This window comes from Pradoshia sp. Z3_51 (assembly GCF_058215915.1).
Map to the genome: position 1 here is coordinate 278,728 of NZ_JBZAJC010000004.1, position 21,151 is coordinate 299,878.

Annotated in this window: 14 protein-coding genes and 1 riboswitch; of the genes, 9 read left to right on the plus strand and 5 right to left on the minus strand. The window is 34.5% G+C overall.

Annotated elements, in window-relative coordinates:
• Positions 1-4: 4 nt before the first annotated feature.
• A riboswitch (cyclic di-GMP riboswitch) is annotated at positions 5-96 on the minus strand.
• Between the two features lie 410 nt (positions 97-506).
• Positions 507-1,385, plus strand: a complete 879-nt coding sequence (galU, locus tag AC4BHA_RS10695; RefSeq protein WP_490558565.1) for a UTP--glucose-1-phosphate uridylyltransferase GalU — start codon at positions 507-509, stop codon at positions 1,383-1,385.
• Positions 1,386-1,767: 382 nt separating this feature from the next.
• Here the strand turns inward: galU (AC4BHA_RS10695) and AC4BHA_RS10700 are convergent, their stop codons facing one another.
• Positions 1,768-2,088, minus strand: coding sequence for a hypothetical protein (locus AC4BHA_RS10700; protein ID WP_490558566.1), 321 nt, complete (start codon positions 2,086-2,088; stop codon positions 1,768-1,770).
• A 452-nt stretch (positions 2,089-2,540) separates the two neighbouring features.
• Here AC4BHA_RS10700 and AC4BHA_RS10705 point away from each other — a divergent pair, with 452 nt between their 5' ends.
• The 4 genes from AC4BHA_RS10705 (at position 2,541) to AC4BHA_RS10720 (ending at position 9,404) form a co-directional block, all read left to right on the plus strand.
• A complete protein-coding gene (locus AC4BHA_RS10705; RefSeq protein WP_490558567.1) occupies positions 2,541-2,705 on the plus strand; it encodes a YwzD family small protein in 165 nt (54 codons plus the stop codon).
• 530 nt (positions 2,706-3,235) lie between these two features.
• Entirely contained in the window at positions 3,236-4,135 is a 900-nt protein-coding gene (gene galU / locus AC4BHA_RS10710) for a UTP--glucose-1-phosphate uridylyltransferase GalU (RefSeq protein WP_490558568.1), read from the plus strand.
• A 66-nt stretch (positions 4,136-4,201) separates the two neighbouring features.
• Complete coding sequence (locus AC4BHA_RS10715; protein ID WP_490558569.1) at positions 4,202-7,849, plus strand: CDP-glycerol glycerophosphotransferase family protein; 3,648 nt, start codon at positions 4,202-4,204, stop codon at positions 7,847-7,849.
• A gap of 115 nt (positions 7,850-7,964) precedes the next feature.
• On the plus strand, positions 7,965-9,404 hold the full coding sequence (locus AC4BHA_RS10720) for a DUF6270 domain-containing protein (protein WP_490558570.1): 1,440 nt from the start codon (positions 7,965-7,967) through the stop codon (positions 9,402-9,404).
• A 53-nt stretch (positions 9,405-9,457) separates the two neighbouring features.
• Here the strand turns inward: AC4BHA_RS10720 and tagU are convergent, their stop codons facing one another.
• Entirely contained in the window at positions 9,458-10,393 is a 936-nt protein-coding gene (tagU, locus tag AC4BHA_RS10725) for a polyisoprenyl-teichoic acid--peptidoglycan teichoic acid transferase TagU (protein WP_490558571.1), read from the minus strand.
• Positions 10,394-10,911: 518 nt separating this feature from the next.
• Here tagU and wecB point away from each other — a divergent pair.
• On the plus strand, positions 10,912-12,063 hold the full coding sequence (wecB, locus tag AC4BHA_RS10730) for a non-hydrolyzing UDP-N-acetylglucosamine 2-epimerase (protein ID WP_490558572.1): 1,152 nt from the start codon (positions 10,912-10,914) through the stop codon (positions 12,061-12,063).
• 238 nt (positions 12,064-12,301) lie between these two features.
• Here wecB and AC4BHA_RS10735 read toward each other — a convergent pair whose 3' ends face one another.
• From AC4BHA_RS10735 to AC4BHA_RS10745, 3 genes are all read right to left on the minus strand, one after another.
• Positions 12,302-14,740, minus strand: coding sequence for a CDP-glycerol glycerophosphotransferase family protein (locus AC4BHA_RS10735; protein WP_490558573.1), 2,439 nt, complete (start codon positions 14,738-14,740; stop codon positions 12,302-12,304).
• A 641-nt stretch (positions 14,741-15,381) separates the two neighbouring features.
• Positions 15,382-15,777, minus strand: a complete 396-nt coding sequence (gene tagD / locus AC4BHA_RS10740; protein WP_490558574.1) for a glycerol-3-phosphate cytidylyltransferase — start codon at positions 15,775-15,777, stop codon at positions 15,382-15,384.
• 251 nt (positions 15,778-16,028) lie between these two features.
• Positions 16,029-17,102, minus strand: a complete 1,074-nt coding sequence (locus AC4BHA_RS10745; protein WP_490558575.1) for a C40 family peptidase — start codon at positions 17,100-17,102, stop codon at positions 16,029-16,031.
• Positions 17,103-17,261: 159 nt separating this feature from the next.
• On the opposite strand from AC4BHA_RS10745, the gene AC4BHA_RS10750 reads away from it, so the two are divergent.
• The 3 genes from AC4BHA_RS10750 to AC4BHA_RS10760 are packed head-to-tail and all read left to right on the plus strand — an operon-like array spanning position 17,262 to position 20,974.
• A complete protein-coding gene (locus tag AC4BHA_RS10750; protein WP_490558576.1) occupies positions 17,262-19,157 on the plus strand; it encodes a peptidase S8 in 1,896 nt (631 codons plus the stop codon).
• Positions 19,158-19,211: 54 nt separating this feature from the next.
• Positions 19,212-20,372 carry a processed acidic surface protein gene (locus AC4BHA_RS10755; RefSeq protein ID WP_490558577.1) on the plus strand — a complete coding sequence of 387 codons (1,161 nt, stop codon included), beginning with the start codon at positions 19,212-19,214 and terminating at the stop codon, positions 20,370-20,372.
• Positions 20,372-20,974: a class D sortase gene (locus AC4BHA_RS10760; RefSeq protein ID WP_490558578.1), complete on the plus strand. Its 603-nt coding sequence runs from the start codon at positions 20,372-20,374 to the stop codon at positions 20,972-20,974. Before AC4BHA_RS10755 ends, AC4BHA_RS10760 begins: the two co-directional genes overlap by 1 nt.
• Positions 20,975-21,151 lie beyond the last annotated feature (177 nt).

The following is a 21,151-nucleotide window of genomic DNA, read 5'->3' on the forward strand; positions in this document are numbered from 1 at the left end:
TCGTTTCGACAACTGGCTGACTTAGCTAGCATGAGGCGAGCCTTAGTCCCTTTAGTTTTGCGTCACTAGTTTTCGCTAGCTTTGCTTTTTCGACGTTTAATATAATGGTACAAAATGTATTAAATATAATATAGGGACCAAAGTCGCATTTTGTCAAAAAGTAGGAAAAAATATTTATCTTTAAGTATTATAACAATTTAAAAGATACCAATATGTTAAAGTAACTGTCAATGCTGTTATGTATATGGATAATTTTATATTATTATATAATCCGCTTTTCTATTTACTTATAACAGTTGAATCTAACTAGTCTTGCTGTAAGACATTATCCTTCTGATCCCCCAGTAAAAAGCCGGAATCGTTACTATGAAATACTGTTTACATCTTGCTTTCCCAGAAAAACTAAATTTGAGCGGGCTGTTTATTTACTTTTAGAGGAATAGAATGTAAGTTGAGGAATTAGTTATATATAGTAGATGATTATACTGATGATAAAGGGGATTCGTATGAAAAAAATCACGAAAGCAATTATACCTGCAGCAGGTCTTGGAACAAGATTTTTACCGGCAACAAAGGCCATGCCGAAAGAAATGCTTCCGATTGTGAATAAACCTACCATTCAATACATAGTCGAAGAAGCCGTTGCATCCGGAATTGAAGATATTATCATTGTGACAGGTAAAGGAAAAAGAGCCATTGAGGATCATTTTGATCATGCTGTTGAACTAGAACATAATCTGAGGGAAAAGCGCAAATTTGATTTGTTGGAGGAGGTTCAAAGACCTTCTGAGCTTGCGAATATTCATTATATCCGCCAAAAGGAACCAAAAGGTCTCGGCCACGCCATCTTTTGTGCGCGTAATTTTATCGGGGATGAGCCATTCGCTGTGTTGCTTGGTGATGATATCGTCGTTCATGATAAGCCGTGCTTACAGCAATTGATTGAACAGTATGAGGTACTTGATTCATCAGTTATTGGCATTAAAGCTGTACCTGAAGATGAAACCGACCGGTATGGGATTATCGATCCTATTCATATGGATGGGCGTTGCCATCTCGTAGGCAGCTTTGTGGAAAAGCCGGCGAGAGGAACAGCACCTTCTAATCTGGCTATTATTGGGCGATATATTTTTAAGCCAGAGATATTTGATTTTCTCGGTGAAATGGAAGTAGGAGCGGGCGGTGAAATTCAATTGACCGATGCCATTCAAAAGCTCAATCAGATCCAGCGTGTCTATGCCTATGAATTTGAAGGAGAACGATATGATGTAGGTGAGAAGCTAGGGTTTATCAAGACTACGATTGATTTTGCTTTGAAAAATGAAGAGCTAAGAGAGGATGTTCTAAAATATATTGCTCGGCTGATCGAAACGGAGAGAAGATGAGTTGGTTTTATGGAGTAGAATCGTAAGAGCGTACTCCAATTCTACTCCATCTATATGAATGAATCATCCATTGGATTGTTCACCTGAAATATAAAATTTCTCGATTTCATTAAGCTTTAAATGTAAGTCATAAATTTTTTTTTGTTTAAATCCTTTTTCATATCGGGATTAGTACAGGAATCTGCTTTATTAATAAGGTGTTTTATTCTATATTCATACCAAAGATGTTTTAGGAGTATCATTTTAGCATCTCTTTTTGTTCAGTATATAAAATATATATTCCCCTACTAATTCTAAAATAATCCTTTTGTCCTGAATATAGGTAAAAGGATGGGGCCTTTTTTACAGAAAAAAAGACTGAACACTCTAAAGTCTAGTCAGTTCAGTCTCCTTTTTGTTCCATTAGTGGAGTAAGGTCCTGTAGTACCCCTTTTAATTCAGTGCTTTGATGCTTCGAATCATCGTATACTTTTTTGATCATCTTTTGGGCTTCTTTTAGCTTTTTTTGCTGCTGGTCATTAATTGATTTTCGTTCATTTTCGAGTTGTGTTTCTTCTAGGATCTGGTTTGCCTGATCCTCCGTGTATTGCTTGTACGCTTCTGCACGGGTCTCCTCAATTTCCGTATGATAATAGCTATTTCCATAGGCTAAAAATCCAATACACAGTAGAGCTGTTACACCTGTAATCCATATTCGCTTCATAGCTCACCTCTCTTGTTTTTCCAAATGTTAACATGATAATTGCAATCTGAATAGGCTATTTTATGAAGTTTTTCATCGTGTTAATAGGCCTGTTCGATATAGCTGTTACCTGAATGAAGGGAGTATTATTTTAATAGCTATTAATTTATAGATTCTCGGATTTATGAACACTCCAATTCTCTCGTACTTAGAGATATAGATTTATTCTGCATAAATTTTATTAGGATATTCATTTAGTCAGATTTCCTTATTAATAGGCTTTCAGAATAGAAAATTATCAAAATTTTACCAAGCCTATTTTCCTAATTTGGTGGTATAAGTTAAGGTAGAATTATTATGTCGATTTTGAAAGAGAATTGTCACATACGTCAATGTTATTTAATCAAATAGTAATTTACATTATATAGGTAATTTAGTATGATTAGGAATAGTATATGAGGAGAAAAGTGATAATGGAAAAAGAACTGAAACAGATAGATACCCATGATAACCAACAAGCGAAAGCATTTATGGATGTAATTAAATCAGCTTATGAAAGAGGCACGACAGATTCTTCTTTAACTACTCAAGAATTTGTCGAAGAAATTAAAGTGAAATTGATGAGCATTTATACTTAAATTTCCTCATCAAATAGGTCAATATAAATAGTTGAAACTTAATAGTCCGATATAATTTTAAAGGAGCCAATCATATGAGGTGGTCCTCAAAAGGTAGGATTTAAAATTCTAACTTTTGGGGGAAGCACACCATGTTGGCTCTTTTTTTTCGTGGATTATGTAATAGAGCTTCAAAAGGGCATCAAAGGTTATAAGCTCCTTATAAAACTGTGCGTCAATGATCTTTTTTTAAACCGCCTTATAGAAAAGCGTACTACGTATAGCTATGTCAGAGATAGAGGATTAATGCCCTACCCTATTATTTAAGGAGACTTCTTGTTATTAAATCATTTATACGATTATAGGAAAAAATGTTATACTTTTAATTAGTAAAAAAATGCAATTTTGTTTAAAGGAGGATGTACATTGGTATATAACTTAAGAGGAAGTTTATAATTTATATTAACAGAATATTTATACAAATATATCGAATTCCTTGATTCACAACAATTTATACTAACATCATTAGCTTGTAAGGGGGGAGAGCCTCATTGAAAAGAGTAAGGAAGGCAATTATACCAGCAGCGGGGTTAGGAACTAGATTTTTACCGGCTACCAAATCAGTACCTAAGGAAATGCTGCCCATTATAGATAAGCCAACTATTCAATACATAGTCGAGGAAGCTGTTGCTTCAGGATTGGAAGATATCATTATCATTACTGGAAAAGGAAAAAGAGCGATAGAAGATCATTTTGATATCGCGCCAGAGTTGGAACAAAATTTAAAGGCAAAAGGAAAGTTAGATATTTTAGAACAAGTGCAATACTCTTCAAACTTAGCAAATATCCATTATGTTAGACAAAAAGAGCCAAAGGGTTTAGGTCATGCCGTTTGGTGTGCCAGAAATTTTATAGGGGATGAGCCATTTGCTGTCTTGCTGGGGGATGATATCGTTCAAAGTGAGACACCATGCGTGCAGCAATTAATTAATCAATATAATGAAACAGGCCATTCTATTATAGGGGTTCAGCAAATTCCATTTGAAGATACACATCGTTATGGAATAATTGCTCCTAAAAATAAGGAAGGCAGACGCTATGAAGTCTCTGACTTTATAGAAAAGCCAGCATCGGGCAATGCGCCGTCGAACTTAGCTATTATGGGACGCTATATTTTAACTCCAGAAATATTTAACCTGCTTGAGAATCAAGAAACAGGTGCCGGGGGAGAAATACAGCTAACAGATGCAATCCAAAGATTGAATGAATTACAGAATGTATATGCGTATGATTTTATGGGGCAAAGACATGACGTTGGCGAAAAGCTTGGGTTTGTAAAGACAACGATAGATTTCGCTTTACAAAATACGGATTTACGAGAAGATGTTCTGGCTATTATGGAACAGATTGTTGATAGAGAAATAGGTAAAAGAAAACTCAAATCGAATTAATTTGTTTATGGTTGATTTTAGAAAAATGTATTCATATTAACTCGATAGTAAAGGGTGTAGCTCTTGGTGAATAAGAAGATTATAAAAAGGAAACTTAAATTTATTAAAGAGCCTATAAAAAAAATAGTCTCTAATACCAAAATTAGAAGAGCAAGCCGTTATGCTGAATATTATAAGAAATTGCCTATAGAAAAAAATACAATCTTATATGAAAGTCGCGATGGTAACAGTATAACTGATAGCCCATATGCGATGTTTTTGTATATGTTGAAAAACCCAGATTTCAAAGATTATGTTCATATATGGTCGGTTGAGGATTTCGAAGTTTTATCTTCAATCATTTCAAGATATGAGACACATCATAATGTTAAATTTGTTAAACGTAACTCTAAAGAATATCTGAAGTATTTAGCATCTAGTGAGTATTTAATCAATAACTCAACATTTCAATCCTTTTACACTCCAAAGCCTGATCAAATTTATATAAACACATGGCACGGTACTCCACTTAAAGTGATGGGTTTTGATATACCAGGTAATCCATCGCACTCACAGAATGTGGTGAGGAATTTCCTGAGTACTTCTTATATTCTTAGTCCTAATGCTCATACTACAAAAATGTTTACACATAGCTACAAGTTAGAGGGTTTATATGAAGGGACGATAATTGAAGAGGGATATCCAAGGATTGACTTAACTCTTAATACGAATGCTCATCAGTACAGAAGTTATTTACGAAATCTAGGTTTAGAAATTGAGGAAGATAAAGAAATTATTTTATACGCACCTACATGGAAAGGCAATACGATTTCTAAAGCAAAAAACGATACACGGCAAATTATTGCAGATATGGAATATCTACATGATCAGATTGGAAATCAGTACAATGTTATGATTAAAGTCCATCCTTATTTGTATAAGGTGGCATGTCAATGTACCGAGCTTAAAAATCATTTAATACCTGATTATGTTGATCCTAATGAGTTACTGGCTGTTGTTGATATTCTCATTACTGATTATTCCAGTATCTTTTTCGATTATTTAGTAACTGATAAACCTATTCTCTTCTATACATGGGATGCAGATGTATATTCGGAAGAAAGAGGACAATATTTAAGTAACGAGAGTCTTCCAGGACCCATTGTTTATACATCAGATGAATTGGTCGATGCAATCCGTGATATTGAGCAGGTTAAGAAAACATTTACTAGTAAGTATCAAAATATGAAAGAAGAATTTACTCGCTATGAAGATGGGTTTGTGACAGAACGAGTTGTTGATTACATCTTTGGCAAAGCTCCAAGAAAATTGAATATACTTTCAAATTCAACTGGTCAAAAAGAAAAAATCCTCATCTATTCTGGAGGCATGAAAAATAACGGAATTACCTCTTCTTTTATTAATTTAATGAACAACCTTGATTATGATCGATTTGACGTCACTTGTTTTACAGGGACACCACATGATAAAGAAGTTCTCAACAATATTGATAAGGTAAATAAAAATGTCAGATTCTTATTTAAGCCGGGTTATCCAATTTATACATTGAAAGAAATCTATCAAAACAATTTAGTCCATAATCGAGGAGAACGAGGATACTTGGGTAAAAAGCTCTATCCGGAAGAGGCATACAAAAGAGAACAGAGACGTCTATTTGGGCTTACTCATTTTGATTATGCGATTGACTTTAGTGGATACAGTTTCTTTTGGGCTAAATATCTTTTAGCTACAGATGCTAAAATGAAGATTTGCTATATGCATAATGATTTACTATCTGATAGTGAAAGGAAAGTAGGCTCAAAGAGACCTCACAGAACGAATCTACGGGGGCTATTTTCCGTTTATCATCGCTTCGATAAACTAGTTAGTGTGTCTAAAGGAACAATGGAATTAAATCGTCAAAATTTATCTGAGTATGCTGATTATGGGAAGTTTGATTATATCATGAACTCAATAAATCCCGAAAAGATTCTTCAAAAAGATGATAGCAACGTGCATGTGATGGATGATCAGAAAGAAGATATTTTGCGTTCTGAAGGATTTACTTCAAGAGCACGAATGATTTCTATTGAGGGACAATACCTACTTAATTCACTGCCTGGAAGTTTAAACTTTAGGAAATTACCTTTAGAAGAAGAATATCTGGGTAAAGAAATACTGATTAGCAGGTTGGCTCAAAATAGTGAACAAATATTATATAAATGCAGCTTGAATCATAGAATAATTGGCTGGGTCCCTGAAACGGCCGTAGAATTGTTGCCTGATAGCATCATAGAAGAACAAATCGTAGATAAGATAGCTAAAATTACAAAACCGAAAAGAAACCATTTATGGGCGCAGCCATATAATATACAAGGCTCCTATCGAATATCAACAAGTGTACCTTTTAAAAATAAAGTGGTAAAGGTTGATAAGGAAGTAAGGACCCAGCGATCTACCTATAGCAGGTTAACCATTAATGATACTTTTATAGGCTGGATAGATTCATCTGCATTAAAGGTCTATAACACCCTAACTATCACTGAATCCATGGATGAAACTGAAGTCATAAATACGACTAAAAAAAGAGAGAGATTTATTTCTAAGCAATACAATAAATATAACGATTTTATTAGACACCTCGATAATAGAACCTTAAAAGAAAAAGACGTTAAGGGGCATTTTTATCGGAAAATTAGTAAGCCTGAAGAATTAGTAATCTATAACAAAGCATATCCCAATTTTGATGCTCAAAAAGTTGCAGATGCCAAAGATTATACAGACGAGGTTGTACGGATTATTCGAGTGAGCCGTACTAAAGCGGGTGTCTACTACCTATTTAAAAGGGAAGACCAAACAATCGGTTGGTTAAATGTTAAGGCATTTGAAAAATATAATAAACCCCTCCTTATTAAGGAAATTGAGGTTTATAAGCGTGCAGTAATTTATTTGAACGATAACACCTCAGTAGTGAAGGATTTGTATAGCCGGACACGTATAGATTTATCAACCCAATTCAACGATAGTCTGGATGGTGCTGTTGTTGAAGTAGATAAAGAAGTCATTACCAGTGAGGGAAGCTATTCTCATATTAGAAAAGATGAGATCCCAATAGGTTGGATTAACAATGACTCGCTAATCATTCAAGAGGTACATGGATTAGTAGTGGAGAATAAATATATTTCATATCCTAAAAAGGAAAATATCAACTTTGTGAATATGGGGAGATTATCTCCTGAAAAAGCTCAAGACAGTTTAATTCATGCTTTCGCCAAGTTCCATGAGAAACATATAAATAGTAAGCTCTATATAATGGGCCAAGGACCTTTAGAAAAAGACTTAAAGGATTTAATCACTCAACTGGATCTAGCTGAATCTGTTTTTCTCTTAGGACAACTGGATAATCCCTTCGGTTTCCTTAGTAAGTGTGATTGCTTCATCTTATCCTCACATTATGAAGGACAGCCCATGGTTTTATTAGAAGCTATGACCTTAGGACTGAATATAATAGCAACTGATATTGTAGCAAATCGTACCGTCCTAGAGAATGGAAGATACGGTATGCTTGTTGAAAAAAGCGTTGATGGCTTAGTATCAGGTATGGAAGCTATATCAGTCAATAAGAATAAAAAAATAGGTGAAAAATTCGATTATGAACAATATAATCACCTAGCAATGGAGTCGTTTTACAATTGTCTTGTTAAGCAACAGAAAAGATTAGAAGCGGTTAGGTAATAATCAACCTTAGTGTCTACCATATCTATAGATTTAAAAATAGAGGGGACAAGTGAATACATCCCCTCTATTTAAAGGTTACCAACATAAAATTATTCATCAAAATGAGGTATTTATGAGTAAAATAAAAATTGCTGTAATAGGTAGCTGTGTTAGTAGAGATGGGTTTAACTCGAAAATTGTAAGGGATTACAAAAGGTATTACAAATGCGTATTAGCTCAAAATCACATGTCTATGATTTCGCTTTTAGCTAATCCAATTCCATACAAACCAAATGGACGGATTGAAGGAGATATCACCGATTTTAATAAACAAATTTTAATGACAGAATTGACTAAAAGTGTATGGGACTCGTTAGAAATCCAAAAGCCAGATTATTTAATTCTGGATTTTTATGCAGATGTTTATTTTGGAATACGTGAAGTTGGTAATAGTTATATTACGAATAAAACATGGTTATTTAAAAAAACCCCATTTTATTCAACTCTAGATTTAGGTAACACAATAAATTTAGATCATGACTATGAACGATACATGCGATTGTGGAAGGAATCTGTAAATCATTTCATGGATATGATGAAATTGAAGTTTCCTGATATAAAAATCATTGTCAATAAAGTTCATTTTACCGATTTTTATATTTCAAAAGAAAATAAAGAAATCAAACGGATTAGTGAAACAGGTGTTTATAAAAAAATCAATGTAAACCAAGTAAATCGGCAATTAGATGAATTTTACACGTATTTTGAAGAAAATTTTGATGTGGAATATTTGCATTATGATAAAGAGTATTACTCGGATGAAAATCATATCTGGAATTTCTTTTATGTTCATTATACCCAGGACTTCTACGATGATTTTACAACAAAGCTGCTAAATATTATTTCGAACGATCAATCTAAAACAAAGAATCATATTCCTCGTTTTTCTTTGCCTTTTTATTCGAAGATAAATCCTAATTTAATTCGAAATTCAACATTTAATGCAGATAACGCATTTTGGACATATTGGCATAACGACTTTAAAATAATCCAGCCTGATCATATTGATAAAAAATCAAATATATTAACCATAAATAGAGCAGGTGCTGAGGAGGATACAAATAGACAAGTATGGTCTAATCCTGTAGAAATTAACACGGATGGAAAACAGGAGTATACAGTGTCCTTTGATCTAAAGATAGAGGATATACAAAAGTTAGATGAGACTCAAACTATATTCTCTTTAAGAACTTTTAATAAGATTGATCAGCAGCTCCAGAAAGATAGTATATGGTATAAGTATATAAAGCTAGCTGATGTCCGAACTATGAAAAATGCTAGTTGGTTGAGAGTTTCCTACACATTTAAACCTGAAGCTGGAAAGTTCCTAAAAGTGGGCCCCTACTTAAAAAGAAATGGACATGTATCCTGGAGAAATATAAAACTTGAAAAGGGAATAAAGTCGACAGCTTGGGTACCATCATACAAAGAAGAGCCCACACCAACTTCTGCGGATTATAAAAAACGGAGTATGGCTATATTCGATAAGGTGGGTAACATATTCTCTAGATAAGGGTTTAAGATAAAGCAAAGGAAGCCTAGAAGGATAGGCTTCCTTATTGTATATCAATTATTTATCTGGAGATGTTTCTTTAAGGTATTTTGAAGTTCTGTTTTAGCTTCGTCAGAAACTTGATAGTAATAGATCTTGTTAATAGTTGTTCCTTTACCTTCAACTTGGACTTGCTCTAATGATTTTGCAGCTTCCTTATAGTTGCTCTGAATACTGACTAATTGAGAGAAACTTAAATCTGTTTTGACATTATCACCCAAAGCATCAAAGATAGAATCGAAACGAGTTAGAGTGGAGAGACTGGCTCCTTCATTAATGACAGCTTGTATGATTTGACGTTGACGTAATTGTCTGCCGAAGTCTCCTCTTGGATCCTCTTTACGCATACGTGAATAGGCTAAAGCTTTTTCTCCATTAAGTTCAAGAGTTCCTTCAGCAAAATGGTATCCCTCATAAGTAAAATCGAGATCATTTACGACCGTAACTCCGCCTACAGCATCTACAATTTCTTTGAAGCCTTCCATATTAATTTTTACATAGTAATCGATTGGAATATCGAGGAAATTTTCGACTGTATCCATCGACATTTCGACACCGCCAAAGGCGTAGGCATGATTTATTTTATCCTGTGTGCCTCTTCCAATAATCTCTGTCCGTGTATCCCTCGGAATACTTACCATCTTAACAGACTCAAGTATCGGGTTAACTGTAAGGACAATCATCGTATCTGAGCGTCCGCGATCTCCAGCTCTTTCATCTACTCCAAGTAGTAATACTGAAAACGGCGTTTTATCTTTTAAACTTACTTTTTCGGTCCTTTTGGATGACCCATCTCGTCCTGAAGGATCGTGCATATTGTTAACAGCACTGTTTAATGAATGATAAACGGTATAAGCATACACTCCACCGGCTACTAATAAAAGGCCAATAACGATGAATAGTACTTTAACCCAGGTCCGTTTCTTCTTCTTTCTTTTTTCTGTGCGCATACAGCAACCTCACGTTTTCATTAATTTTGTATATTTTTTATTATAATACATAACTTGATTTGATAATATATGTAAATTTATAGATTATCTTGTAGAAAAAAGGATAATGATATTACATTTAAAGCAATAAATAAAGAATGAGTCTTGTAGATGGTAGAATGGATGCAAGATTAGGCAGAAATATATGGAGCAGAATAGTATTTTATAAGTTTGATATATTAGAATTATGTTATGATTATTAATGTATATCTATTGCTGCAACTGAATGCATGCTGGTAGGTATATATAACTTTAAAAATAATAGCTGGTCATTAAATTGATGGATGGACATGGAATATTATATAAGTAACAGCTATTCGAGTCAGTGTGATTTACCGATTTATTTGTACTTATATATATTATTTGATATCATTATGCCCATAAAATAAATAATCTTTCTGTAGAATCAAGTTGAATGCAGAGATAAAAGTCGACCATGTATATTATGTTTCATACTATCTTATAGGGAGTGCATATAGTTGAAAAAAAAGTTAAAAGTTATGACTGTATTCGGAACAAGACCAGAAGCAATCAAAATGGCTCCATTGGTTAAAGAATTGGAGAAATATACTGATAAAATTGAACCAATCGTAACAGTAACGGCACAACATAGACAAATGCTCGATCAAGTATTGGAGATTTTTGAAATTAAGCCGGATTATGACTTGAATATAATGAGGGACAAACAAACTTTGACTGGTATAACTACACGTGCATTGGAAGGTTTGCATAATGTAATGGAGGAAGTTAAACCGGATCTTGTGCTCGTACATGGTGATACTACGACAACTTTTGTTGCTGGACTTGCAGCTTTTTACCAATCAATTTCAGTGGGTCATGTCGAGGCTGGTTTAAGAACACATAATAAATATTCTCCATATCCTGAAGAAATGAACCGCCAGCTTACTGGTGTATTGAGTGATTTACATTTTGCTCCTACTCCTAAATCAAAAGATAATCTCTTAACTGAAAATAAAAAATCAGAAAACATATATGTAACAGGCAATACAGCAATTGATGCTTTGTCAACTACTGTCAGGGATACATATTCTCATCCTATCCTGGAGCAACTTAATGGGGATAGATTGGTATTAATGACAGCCCACCGCCGAGAAAATCTGGGTGAGCCAATGCGACATATGTTTAAAGCAATCAAAAGGTTAACGGAAACTCATGAAGATATTCAAGTAGTTTATCCAGTTCATATGAATCCAGTTGTACGTGAATTGGCTAATGAAATTCTTGGCGATAATAACCGTATCCATTTAATTGAACCATTAGATGTGATCGACTTCCATAACTTTGCTTCAAGAGCTTATTTGATTTTAACAGATTCCGGTGGTGTTCAAGAAGAAGCACCTTCACTTGGAGTACCAGTATTAGTGTTACGTGATACAACTGAGCGTCCAGAGGGTATTGAAGCGGGAACTTTAAAACTTGCAGGTACAGATGAAGATCGAATTTTCGACATGGCAAATGAGTTGTTAACAGATGAAAATGCTCATGCTAAGATGTCAAAAGCATCTAATCCTTATGGTGATGGACAGGCTTCAAGAAGAATTGTAGAAGCTATTCTGTATTCTAATGGACTAATTGAAGCTAAACCGCAGGATTTTACGATTGAAAAATAAGCGAAATATTAATTCTTAATAATGTAGTAATAAGAACACCTACCCAATGTTGCTGTATCCAGTGCAATGGGTAGGTGTTTTTCCTTTTCTGTGTGACGGCAGCATTAATGTTTTACTCGAAAGTATTGGGGAGAATAAATAGAAAAGCTGCCTTAGTTCCAGAAAATCTGGTTCTAGGCAGCCTGATTGAGGACTAAGAAATAATTAGGTGAATTCACTAAGTGAATTTCCACTTTTATTAAATGATTTCATCGTCCTTTAAGAATTGAACAATTCTATCTGTATTTTTTCCATCATGGAATGAATTGATCATTCTATATTTCTGGATATATTCATCTTCAAGTTTATAATTACGTGCGATGGCGTGTTGAACTAATTTCATCAACTCATTCACATCCCAAGCAATAGGACCTGAAGCTGTTTCTTCATTTAATGCAGGTATGGCTTTGTATTGCTCAATTAAATAATCTCTTTCTTCCCAATAAAAGATTGGATATGCTCCCCTGTATTGAGCATCATAAATAGCAGAAGAATAATCTGTTATGAAAATCTGCGCTTGTTTTAATGCTTCAGAAGGGTTATCGCTAATTATATTTTCATACTCAGGCATATTTTTATAAATAAACTCTGAGAATTTATTGTGAGGTACAATTAATAATCGATCTAAGAGACCTGCCTTTTCAAAAGCACGAATAACCTTGATTATAGCCTTATAGTAGCTAGTGTTTTCGATATTATTATTATAAATTAAGGACTCTTCCCAGTAACGGTAGGTTGGCATATAAGCGATTTTATTAGCATCTTCATTAAGCTTGGCATAATCAAAGGTAGCTAGCCCAGTTAATATTAGATCTTCAGGGTCGTACTTCATTTTGTAAAATTCCCCTGCTTCCAATTCGGAAGAAATGACATTTTTGTATATATTATAAGCATTTTTATCTTTATGGAACCCAAAAGCCATCGGGTTATCTACAGGTTTTGCAAACATGATTCCATGTTGTAAGAAAATCAATGGAGTAGCCATCAATTTACTGCGAATACTATCTATATAAAGTCTATCATTTAATAAATGATTAGATAATTCGCTGGAAATAAACATGTTAGCTTGAAAAACAGAGAAATAATGTTTGAAACTATACTTTTCTATAACATTTTTACCATACTTTTCTTTTAAAGCTGGATAATGCTCAGATTCTTGGTTTATAACGAAATAGTTACTTGATTTAAGATCTTTTTCAGACATAACCTTTTCAAATACCCTGAATCCGGACTCATCAGCTTTAGAGCTTTTTTTCTCAAAGTATAAATTTACTTTTCTTTGAGACTTATAGAAAAATGATAGTACACGAGCTGCATTTATTTTTAAACGGTTAGCTAACGTATACTCGGGTGCCATAGGAATTATAGTGGAAGAAATATTTCCGGCTAAATTTGTACGTAATACATGGATATTTTCATTGTTTTGTACAACGTTTAAAGTTTTAGCCTTTTTATCTCTAGATTTTCTGTGTAAATTATGAATAATATTCTTCTCATTCCCGATATGAAAGTTATTATGAATCCTATCATTTATGCATAAGCTATCAATTGGGAATTTAAAATATCCAAACCTTTTCAAAAAGCGGATATTTGCGAATGGTCTTTTGAATTTAGCTATATGATTATCGCTATTATATAAATAGAGATGCTCAAATTTTTGGCTGGCATTGTATGAACGATGTACCATTACTCCAAAGATAAAAATATTCTTTTTAGTAGCCATTGTTTTTAAGTAACTTCCGTATCGGGTAGCGCGTTTACCATTACTTTTAATGATATAGATACCGCTTTTCCTCAAGAATACAAAATAATTAGTTTGGTTAATTGTATAAAAACCAATGATATTTCCACCCTTGAAGTGGGAGAGTTCATTTTCGTCAAATAATTTAGTAGCTTTCTTTTTACCAATCTTCGTAAATTTAACTACTGTGGAATTACCAGTTATATTATTTGTGATAGCTAAATCATGGCGATTCTCTAGATTCACACTTAGATTCTTGTGTTCTTCCTTCACTTCTAACATAACTTTATAGAAGTTGATTTCCTTTAAGAAATCATCATAAACCGCAAAAATATTATACCTATCATAAGAGATCTTACCTACAGGTAAAAAGCGAGTTCGGTTGTTTTCCAAAAATAATTTAAATTCCACTATTCCTGTATTTATTTTCCTCGATAAAGCCTCAGTATATGTCCCGATAATATTGTTCTCTGAATCGATACAATTTATTTTAATAAGACCTTCTTGTTGGAGAATTATATCTTCTCTTTCTAACTCAATCTTCAGTGGGAAAGTTGGATTATCATGTAAATAACCAACGCTAGTACTGTCCTCGAATAAAATATAACAGGAGCCGTTAAAGGAATATAAATAGATTGAACTTGTTTCGCTGACATTATATTCGAATAAAATCTGATTAGGCTCTTCTGTCTCATAAAGTTTCATGGGCTGATTTGATGTAAGATTAGCCAATTCAAAATAAATATCTTCGCCGCTTTCTTTGGAATATACATGAAAAACTGTTTCGTTTATATTCACTACTTCCAAACAGGTGTTGTATACTTTATATTTACTTTTATGATCTTCATCTATTATCAAGTCTTTTTTTAAAATCTCATCTTTAATTAGTTCAGACATATTATCCTCCTTGATGTTCGCTCGTGTGATGCCATGATATAATTTTGCATCAGGCATATTTTATAATACCATTTTAGAATATCTTAATAGAGTATAATAAGCAATATTCCTCAATAATGCAAAAAAAGATACATTAATGATGCTGAATCCCTGGTTATTTCCTCTTTGATTTAAATTGTAATTAATAGAATTCCTTATTTCTGAAAGATCTATTTACAAACTATTAATCAATCTATTTCTTAGATAAATCATAATAGAGGGATGAGAATATGCTCTTATTATATATTGTTTTGTATATAAATATGCTATGTCAATAATTGTAATTAATAGAAGGTTTTTGCGGGGATTTTGAAGACCAAACCATTTTATGGTTTGGTATAATGAGTGCGTTTAAGAACAAGTTAATTAAAAATGAATTGATCAACGGCAAAGCAAAAAGCCACAGAGAAAAGTGTTATTTTTTATAACAGATTTTCAAAAATGATCGAAAAATAGTGCTCGAATGATCATGAGCCACGATTATGGTTTATTCTGAGCGTATCTGATTATTGCCTGGGCTATTTATTCAGGAGACAGAGGAAGTGGAATTGCAATTAAAAAACTATCCAACAGCTGGATAGTTTCAGTTTCAATCTTTTAAATTATTTATTTACTGCAAATAAGTCATCTTTAATTTGAGATGTTGAGATACCAATTGTACGTGGTAAATACACGACTTCACAGTATTCCTTAAGGAAATCGAATTTACCTTCCCAATCATCACCCATGACAAAGATATCAATGTCATGATCAATAACATCCTGCACCTTTTGTTCCCAAGTGTTTTCAGGGATTACTTCATCTACATATCGAATTGCTTCAAGTATCATTTTACGATTTTCAAAGCTATGATAGGATTTCTTATTTTTTAATTTATTGAATTCATCAGATGAGATAGCTACAACCAGGTAGTCGCCCATTTCTTTTGCTCTTCTTAATAAATTGATATGTCCCCAATGCAGCAAGTCAAATGTTCCATATGTGATTACTTTCTTCATTGATGGGTCTCCTCCCATGTTCGTAGTTTTATAATCCAATCATTGTATATATAACCAAAAGCCAAGAGACGAAACCAAGTCAAACAATTATATAAACTTATATCAAACTCTGCCAATTTTTGCAAGTGATACTATACTAAATTAACCCTATATTACATATAATATTTATTTTAGACGGTTTCAAGTCTATTGTCTATGTTAGTAAATGGTAAAAAAGCACCGTAATCGGTGCTTTTTGAATGTATATCCTATTAGTAAAATCTCTTAAAGCTTGAAAAATGCTTCTTATAATAAGAATTACTCAAACTGACGATTCTGACTCCGCTGTTATCAGCATTAATGAACTGATTGTTCCCGATATAAATGCCTAAGTGAGAAATTCCCTTTTTATAGGTGTTTTCAAAAAAGACAAGATCACCTGGCTGCGGAGTGTCTACATAATAAGAACGGTCATAATAACCTGCAGCTGAATAGCGATTGATGCTATGTCCCGCTTTGTTAAACACATAATAGATGAACCCACTGCAATCGAATCCCTTAACAGTAGTTCCTCCAAATACGTATTTAACACCCAATACCTTTTTGCTCTCTTCGATCAATTTCTTTGTAAAGGCAGACGATCCAATTAACTCATCCTTTTCCTTTGTCACTGGAGTAGCAGGTTTTGTGACTGCCCCACTTGAGAGAATCAGTTTTTGACCGATATAAATCATATCAGATTTAAGGTTGTTCAACTGCTTTAGTTTGGCAACGCTTGTACCGTATGTTTTACTGATCCGCCCTAATGTATCCCCTTTTTTGACAATATAGCTTGCTTTTGAGGTTGGTGGTTTAGCAGGCTGAACGTTAGGGGTCGGTGCAGGTTTAGGTACCGGTGCAGCAACCGGCTTAGCTTTAGTAGTTGAATTAGACACCTTAAGCACTTGGTTAGGATAGATAACGGTGCTTTTTAGATTATTCCAGTTCATGAGATTGGTTACTGTGATTTTGTGCCTAGATGCAATTTTGGATAGATTATCACCGGCAATGACTTTGTAGGTTTTGGCTTTGGATGTATTTACAGGCGAAGTTTTTTTCTTTGGTTTCACAGTTGGATTTGGGCTGGTTTTACTTACAATTAGTACTTGATTCGGATATATCAGATCTGATTTCAGGCTATTTAGCTTCTTCAATGCTGCGACTGTTGTCCCACTTTTATTAGCAATGGCAGACAAAGTGTCTCCCTTTTTGATTGTATAGGTATGGGAATCAGCGGAAGCAGAATCAGCGTAAGAAGCCGCTATAATTGCTGCTGCTGCAAAAGCAACTGCTTTCGTTTTCTTCAATGTAACCTCTCCCTTTCTACTAATCTCCTAATATATAGTAACACAGGAAAAAGCAGTAAGACATACATTTCGACATAAAAATGGTAAATTAGGAAGAATTTAGAAATGAATATGTGGTAAAATGAGGGTAATTACAGAAGTTATGGAAAGGAACTAGAAATGAAAAAATTAATCGCTTTTGTCCTATTTTTGTCACTTGTTATTAGCCCGTTAGCGCAGGTGGATGCATCAGGAAAGGCTCAACAGTCAGCGGAAGCTGATGAACGTGTAATTGTGAGAATGGTAGACTCTAAGATTCTCAATCAATTTTTGAAGTTTGGTGCTCAATATTTGGAGAAGAAATCTAATTTAATTACACTGGATAAACCAAAGAATAAATCTATGCAATCATTTTTAAAGGAAATAAAGAGAAATCCAGGTGTGCTTTATGCTGAACCTGATTATAAGGTTCAACTGCTTGCGAATCCAACAGATCCAGAATTTCCTAAGCAGTGGCATCTAAATAAAATTGGAGCAAGCCAGGCTTGGGATTCATCAAAAGGGTCAAAAACCACTGTAGCTGTATTGGATGATGGATTTGACTTACAGCATCCTGATCTGAAGGATCGCTTTATTAAACCGTATGATGTTCTGACTGGATCTAAAACATCCATGCCTGTTAGTCAACATGGTACTCATGTTTCCGGAATTATCGCTGCATCCATAGATAACGGTATTGGCGGTACAGGTGTAGCACCAGAGACAAAAATCATTCCGGTTAATGTATTCTTCAAATCAATGGCTTTTACATCAGACATTATTAAAGGCATTAAATATGCAGTGGATTCTGGTGCTGACATCATTAATATGAGTCTCGGGACAAGTCAGTATTCAAGAGCATTCGATGAAAGTATTCAGGCTGCCTATAAAAAAGGAGTCCTCATAGTAGCTGCCTCGGGGAATGATTCATTTGCGGAGTCGAATTATCCAGCAGCTTTCAAGAATGTGCTTTCTGTTGCAGCAACAACAAAAAATGATACAAAAGCATATTATTCAAATTATGGAGCAACGATTGATATTGCAGCACCGGGAAGCGAGATTATCTCTACTTTGCCTAAAGGAAAATACGGGAAAATGTCAGGAACATCAATGGCTTCGCCAGTGGTCGCTGGCGTAGCTGCATTAATTTTGGATAGAGAGCCTCATTTGACGAATGAACAGGTGGCTTACAGGTTGAAACAGACAGGCACTGCTATGAAACATCCAAAAACGAACAAAACTTATCACTATAAACGAGTGAATGCTCAAAAAGCACTAATGTATCGTTTGTTGGCGTCCCCGCAGGTAAGTCAAATCACGGATAAGGATACTAAAGTTACCTTATCTTACAAATCAGCTTTTAAAGGAAGTATTTTGGTTTCTGGCAAAAAGTTAATAACCGTTGATTATAAAGGACCTTTCTCAGTCAAGCTCAGTATTCCTAAGCAAAAAGCCAATCAGGTTGTTTCAGTCAAGCTGGTGGATGAAAAGGGAAATGAGAGCTGGCCGGTAAACAGGAAGGTAAAGGATGTAACCGCACCTAGTAAACCAACTGTAAGCATGGTGAAGGATAATAGTAAAATCATTACAGGTAAAGCGGAAGTGGGAGCATCCATCACGGTTAAAAAGGGCAGTATGGTTGTCGCTGAGGGAAAAGCTAATAATAAGGGTGCTTTTAAGACTTCAATGAAATCCCTTTTAAAGGCTGGTACGAAGCTAACCATTCAAGTAACAGACAACGCTGGTAATAAAAGTCCAGCAGTAACCGTAACGGTTAAAGATAAGACAGCTCCAAAGCTTAAGCAAGTGAATAAATTTACGAATCAATCAACCTCAGTAAAAGGCACATCGGAACCGAATGCTAAGGTCACCGTTAAGGTTGGAAAAAAGGTAATCGGCTCAGGAAAGGCAGCTAAATCTGGGGTGTTTTCCGTTAAAGTAAAACAACAAAAAGCCAACACGACTTTACATATTTATTTGAAGGATTCGGCTGGTAATACAAGCAAGGCCATTAAATTAAAGGTTAAGAAAAAATAGATATAGAGTAGATGTATTACCTAAATTTAAATGTTGAACTATAGGGGGAAGAACATGAAACGTGTCATGGCGATTTTTGTAATGTTTACAGTGTTAATGGCTTTTATAAAGCCAGATGTCAGTTTAGCGGCTAGCAAGGAAGCAGATTTAGAGGCGTTTAGTAAAGCTGAGGGCTTCAAGAGTGCTGAAGAGTTCAAAAACTATTATCTGCATTATTTCTATGATTATGAATTAGAAGAGATCTCTTCTGTTGAAGAGTTAAAACGAATCTTAGGTCCAAGGCTTACCGAAGCCAGTGTAGAAAAGCTTATATTTGAGTATGGATTTAATGATCGTGAAGAACTGACTGAGATGTTGATCGGATATGATGAACTGGAAAAAGGGAAAACAATTGAGGAAACCTTTATTTACTTGAATGCGCTGAACGGTATTTTGTATTTCTTCGAAGAGAGACAGACTCCCATCACAGAAGAAAGTCTAAATGAATTTTTGGATACTTTCGGGTTGACTTTGGAAGAGTTAAAACAACTTCTGGCTACAAATGGGGATAGCCTGGATAACTACGAGTACATTGAAGATTTAGAGGCAGCATACATTAAATATAGCAGTTATGATGAAGTTGCTGGCGGTCTGGAGGAGCTTGGACTGACAGAAGATGAGATCGAAAAGTTACTCAAGCACATTCTCTCAATAGATTTTGAAGATCCTGCTTTAGAAAAGCGTATGATGGCACTTTTAGAAAGATTAGACTCACTTCCTGACTTTGAAAGTGCATCTGATTTAACTCAAGCTCAAATAGAAGAAATTGCTTCTGTTTTCACAGAGCTTTTGGATATTGTTCAATTAAAAGCAAAGTACTATTTAGTAAAAGGTGAGGAGAGAACAGCTCTTTCTTTAAATGAATTGATTGTATTGGAAACAACGAATGGTGCTGACTTATTGGTTGAATTATATAGCACAAGCGGGAATTTTCTAGCAGACATCATTATTACAGCGGAAATGTTCGGTTCTGAATTGATTATAGAAGATGTGCAAGAGATTGCAAAACCGATTACAAATCCTGTGAAAAATCCTCCCAAAAAAGTGAACAGGACCATTAAAGGTGGTAAATTGCCAAATACAGCTGGGAATTATGCTGGAGGGATTCTCGCTGGTCTTCTATTAATTGGTGTTGGTTCTAGCCTAATCATTAAAAGAAAAAGGAATGCAGCCTAATGAAAAGAAATAGATTATCCTTCTCTCTGGCACTCTTGCTCATTTTATCTGGGATTGGGCTGGTTAGTAAGTATAGTCTCCCTTTTTTTAGAACGACAGATTCACCAAAAGAGACGGTGGTATCTGAGCCGATAGTTGTCGAAAAGAAGAATGAACAAAAGCCTAAACAAGAGCCTAAACAAGAGCTTTATAAGACCTATCCGGAGGACGGTGAAACCTTTGGTGAGCTGGTTATCCCAAAAATCTCTGCTACCTTGCCTATAGTGGAGGGAACGGATGAGGACGAGCTAGAAAAAGGTGTAGGTCATTATGCTGATAGTGTACTCCCTGGTGAGGATGATAATTCAGTACTTTCGGGACATCGTGATACGGTTTTTCGCAAGCTAGGTGAAGTAGGAGTTGGAGATAAACTGATTGTCAAAACATCAGCGGGGGAATTTATCTATAAGGTCCATAAAGTACGAATCGTTGATGCTGACGATCGTACAGTGATTGTTCCTAAACCACGTCCGACATTAACTGTAACGACTTGTTATCCGTTTGATTATATAGGTGATGCGCCTGATAGGTATATATTGGTAGCTAATCTGGTAGATGAATGATAAAAAACCACTTGGAAACAGAGAGTTCCAAGTGGTTTTTTAACGACCTATATGTAAAAAAAATTATAGACATGTAGATGTAACAAAAAAAATAAATTTACTGTATCCAATAAAAAGGTTACAATTGGAGTTGATAAAAAACTGGATAACACTTTTTTACTATAGATGAAGGAGAAG

Coding starts and splice junctions, on each gene's coding strand:
- galU (WP_490558565.1), top strand. CDS start 507: ATGAAAAAAATCACGAAAGCAATTATACCTGCAGCAGGTCTTGGAACA.
- AC4BHA_RS10700 (WP_490558566.1), bottom strand. CDS start 2,088: ATGAAGCGAATATGGATTACAGGTGTAACAGCTCTACTGTGTATTGGA.
- AC4BHA_RS10705 (WP_490558567.1), top strand. CDS start 2,541: ATGGAAAAAGAACTGAAACAGATAGATACCCATGATAACCAACAAGCG.
- AC4BHA_RS10720 (WP_490558570.1), top strand. CDS start 7,965: ATGAGTAAAATAAAAATTGCTGTAATAGGTAGCTGTGTTAGTAGAGAT.
- tagU (WP_490558571.1), bottom strand. CDS start 10,393: ATGCGCACAGAAAAAAGAAAGAAGAAGAAACGGACCTGGGTTAAAGTA.
- AC4BHA_RS10735 (WP_490558573.1), bottom strand. CDS start 14,740: ATGTCTGAACTAATTAAAGATGAGATTTTAAAAAAAGACTTGATAATA.
- tagD (WP_490558574.1), bottom strand. CDS start 15,777: ATGAAGAAAGTAATCACATATGGAACATTTGACTTGCTGCATTGGGGA.
- AC4BHA_RS10750 (WP_490558576.1), top strand. CDS start 17,262: ATGAAAAAATTAATCGCTTTTGTCCTATTTTTGTCACTTGTTATTAGC.
- AC4BHA_RS10755 (WP_490558577.1), top strand. CDS start 19,212: ATGAAACGTGTCATGGCGATTTTTGTAATGTTTACAGTGTTAATGGCT.
- AC4BHA_RS10760 (WP_490558578.1), top strand. CDS start 20,372: ATGAAAAGAAATAGATTATCCTTCTCTCTGGCACTCTTGCTCATTTTA.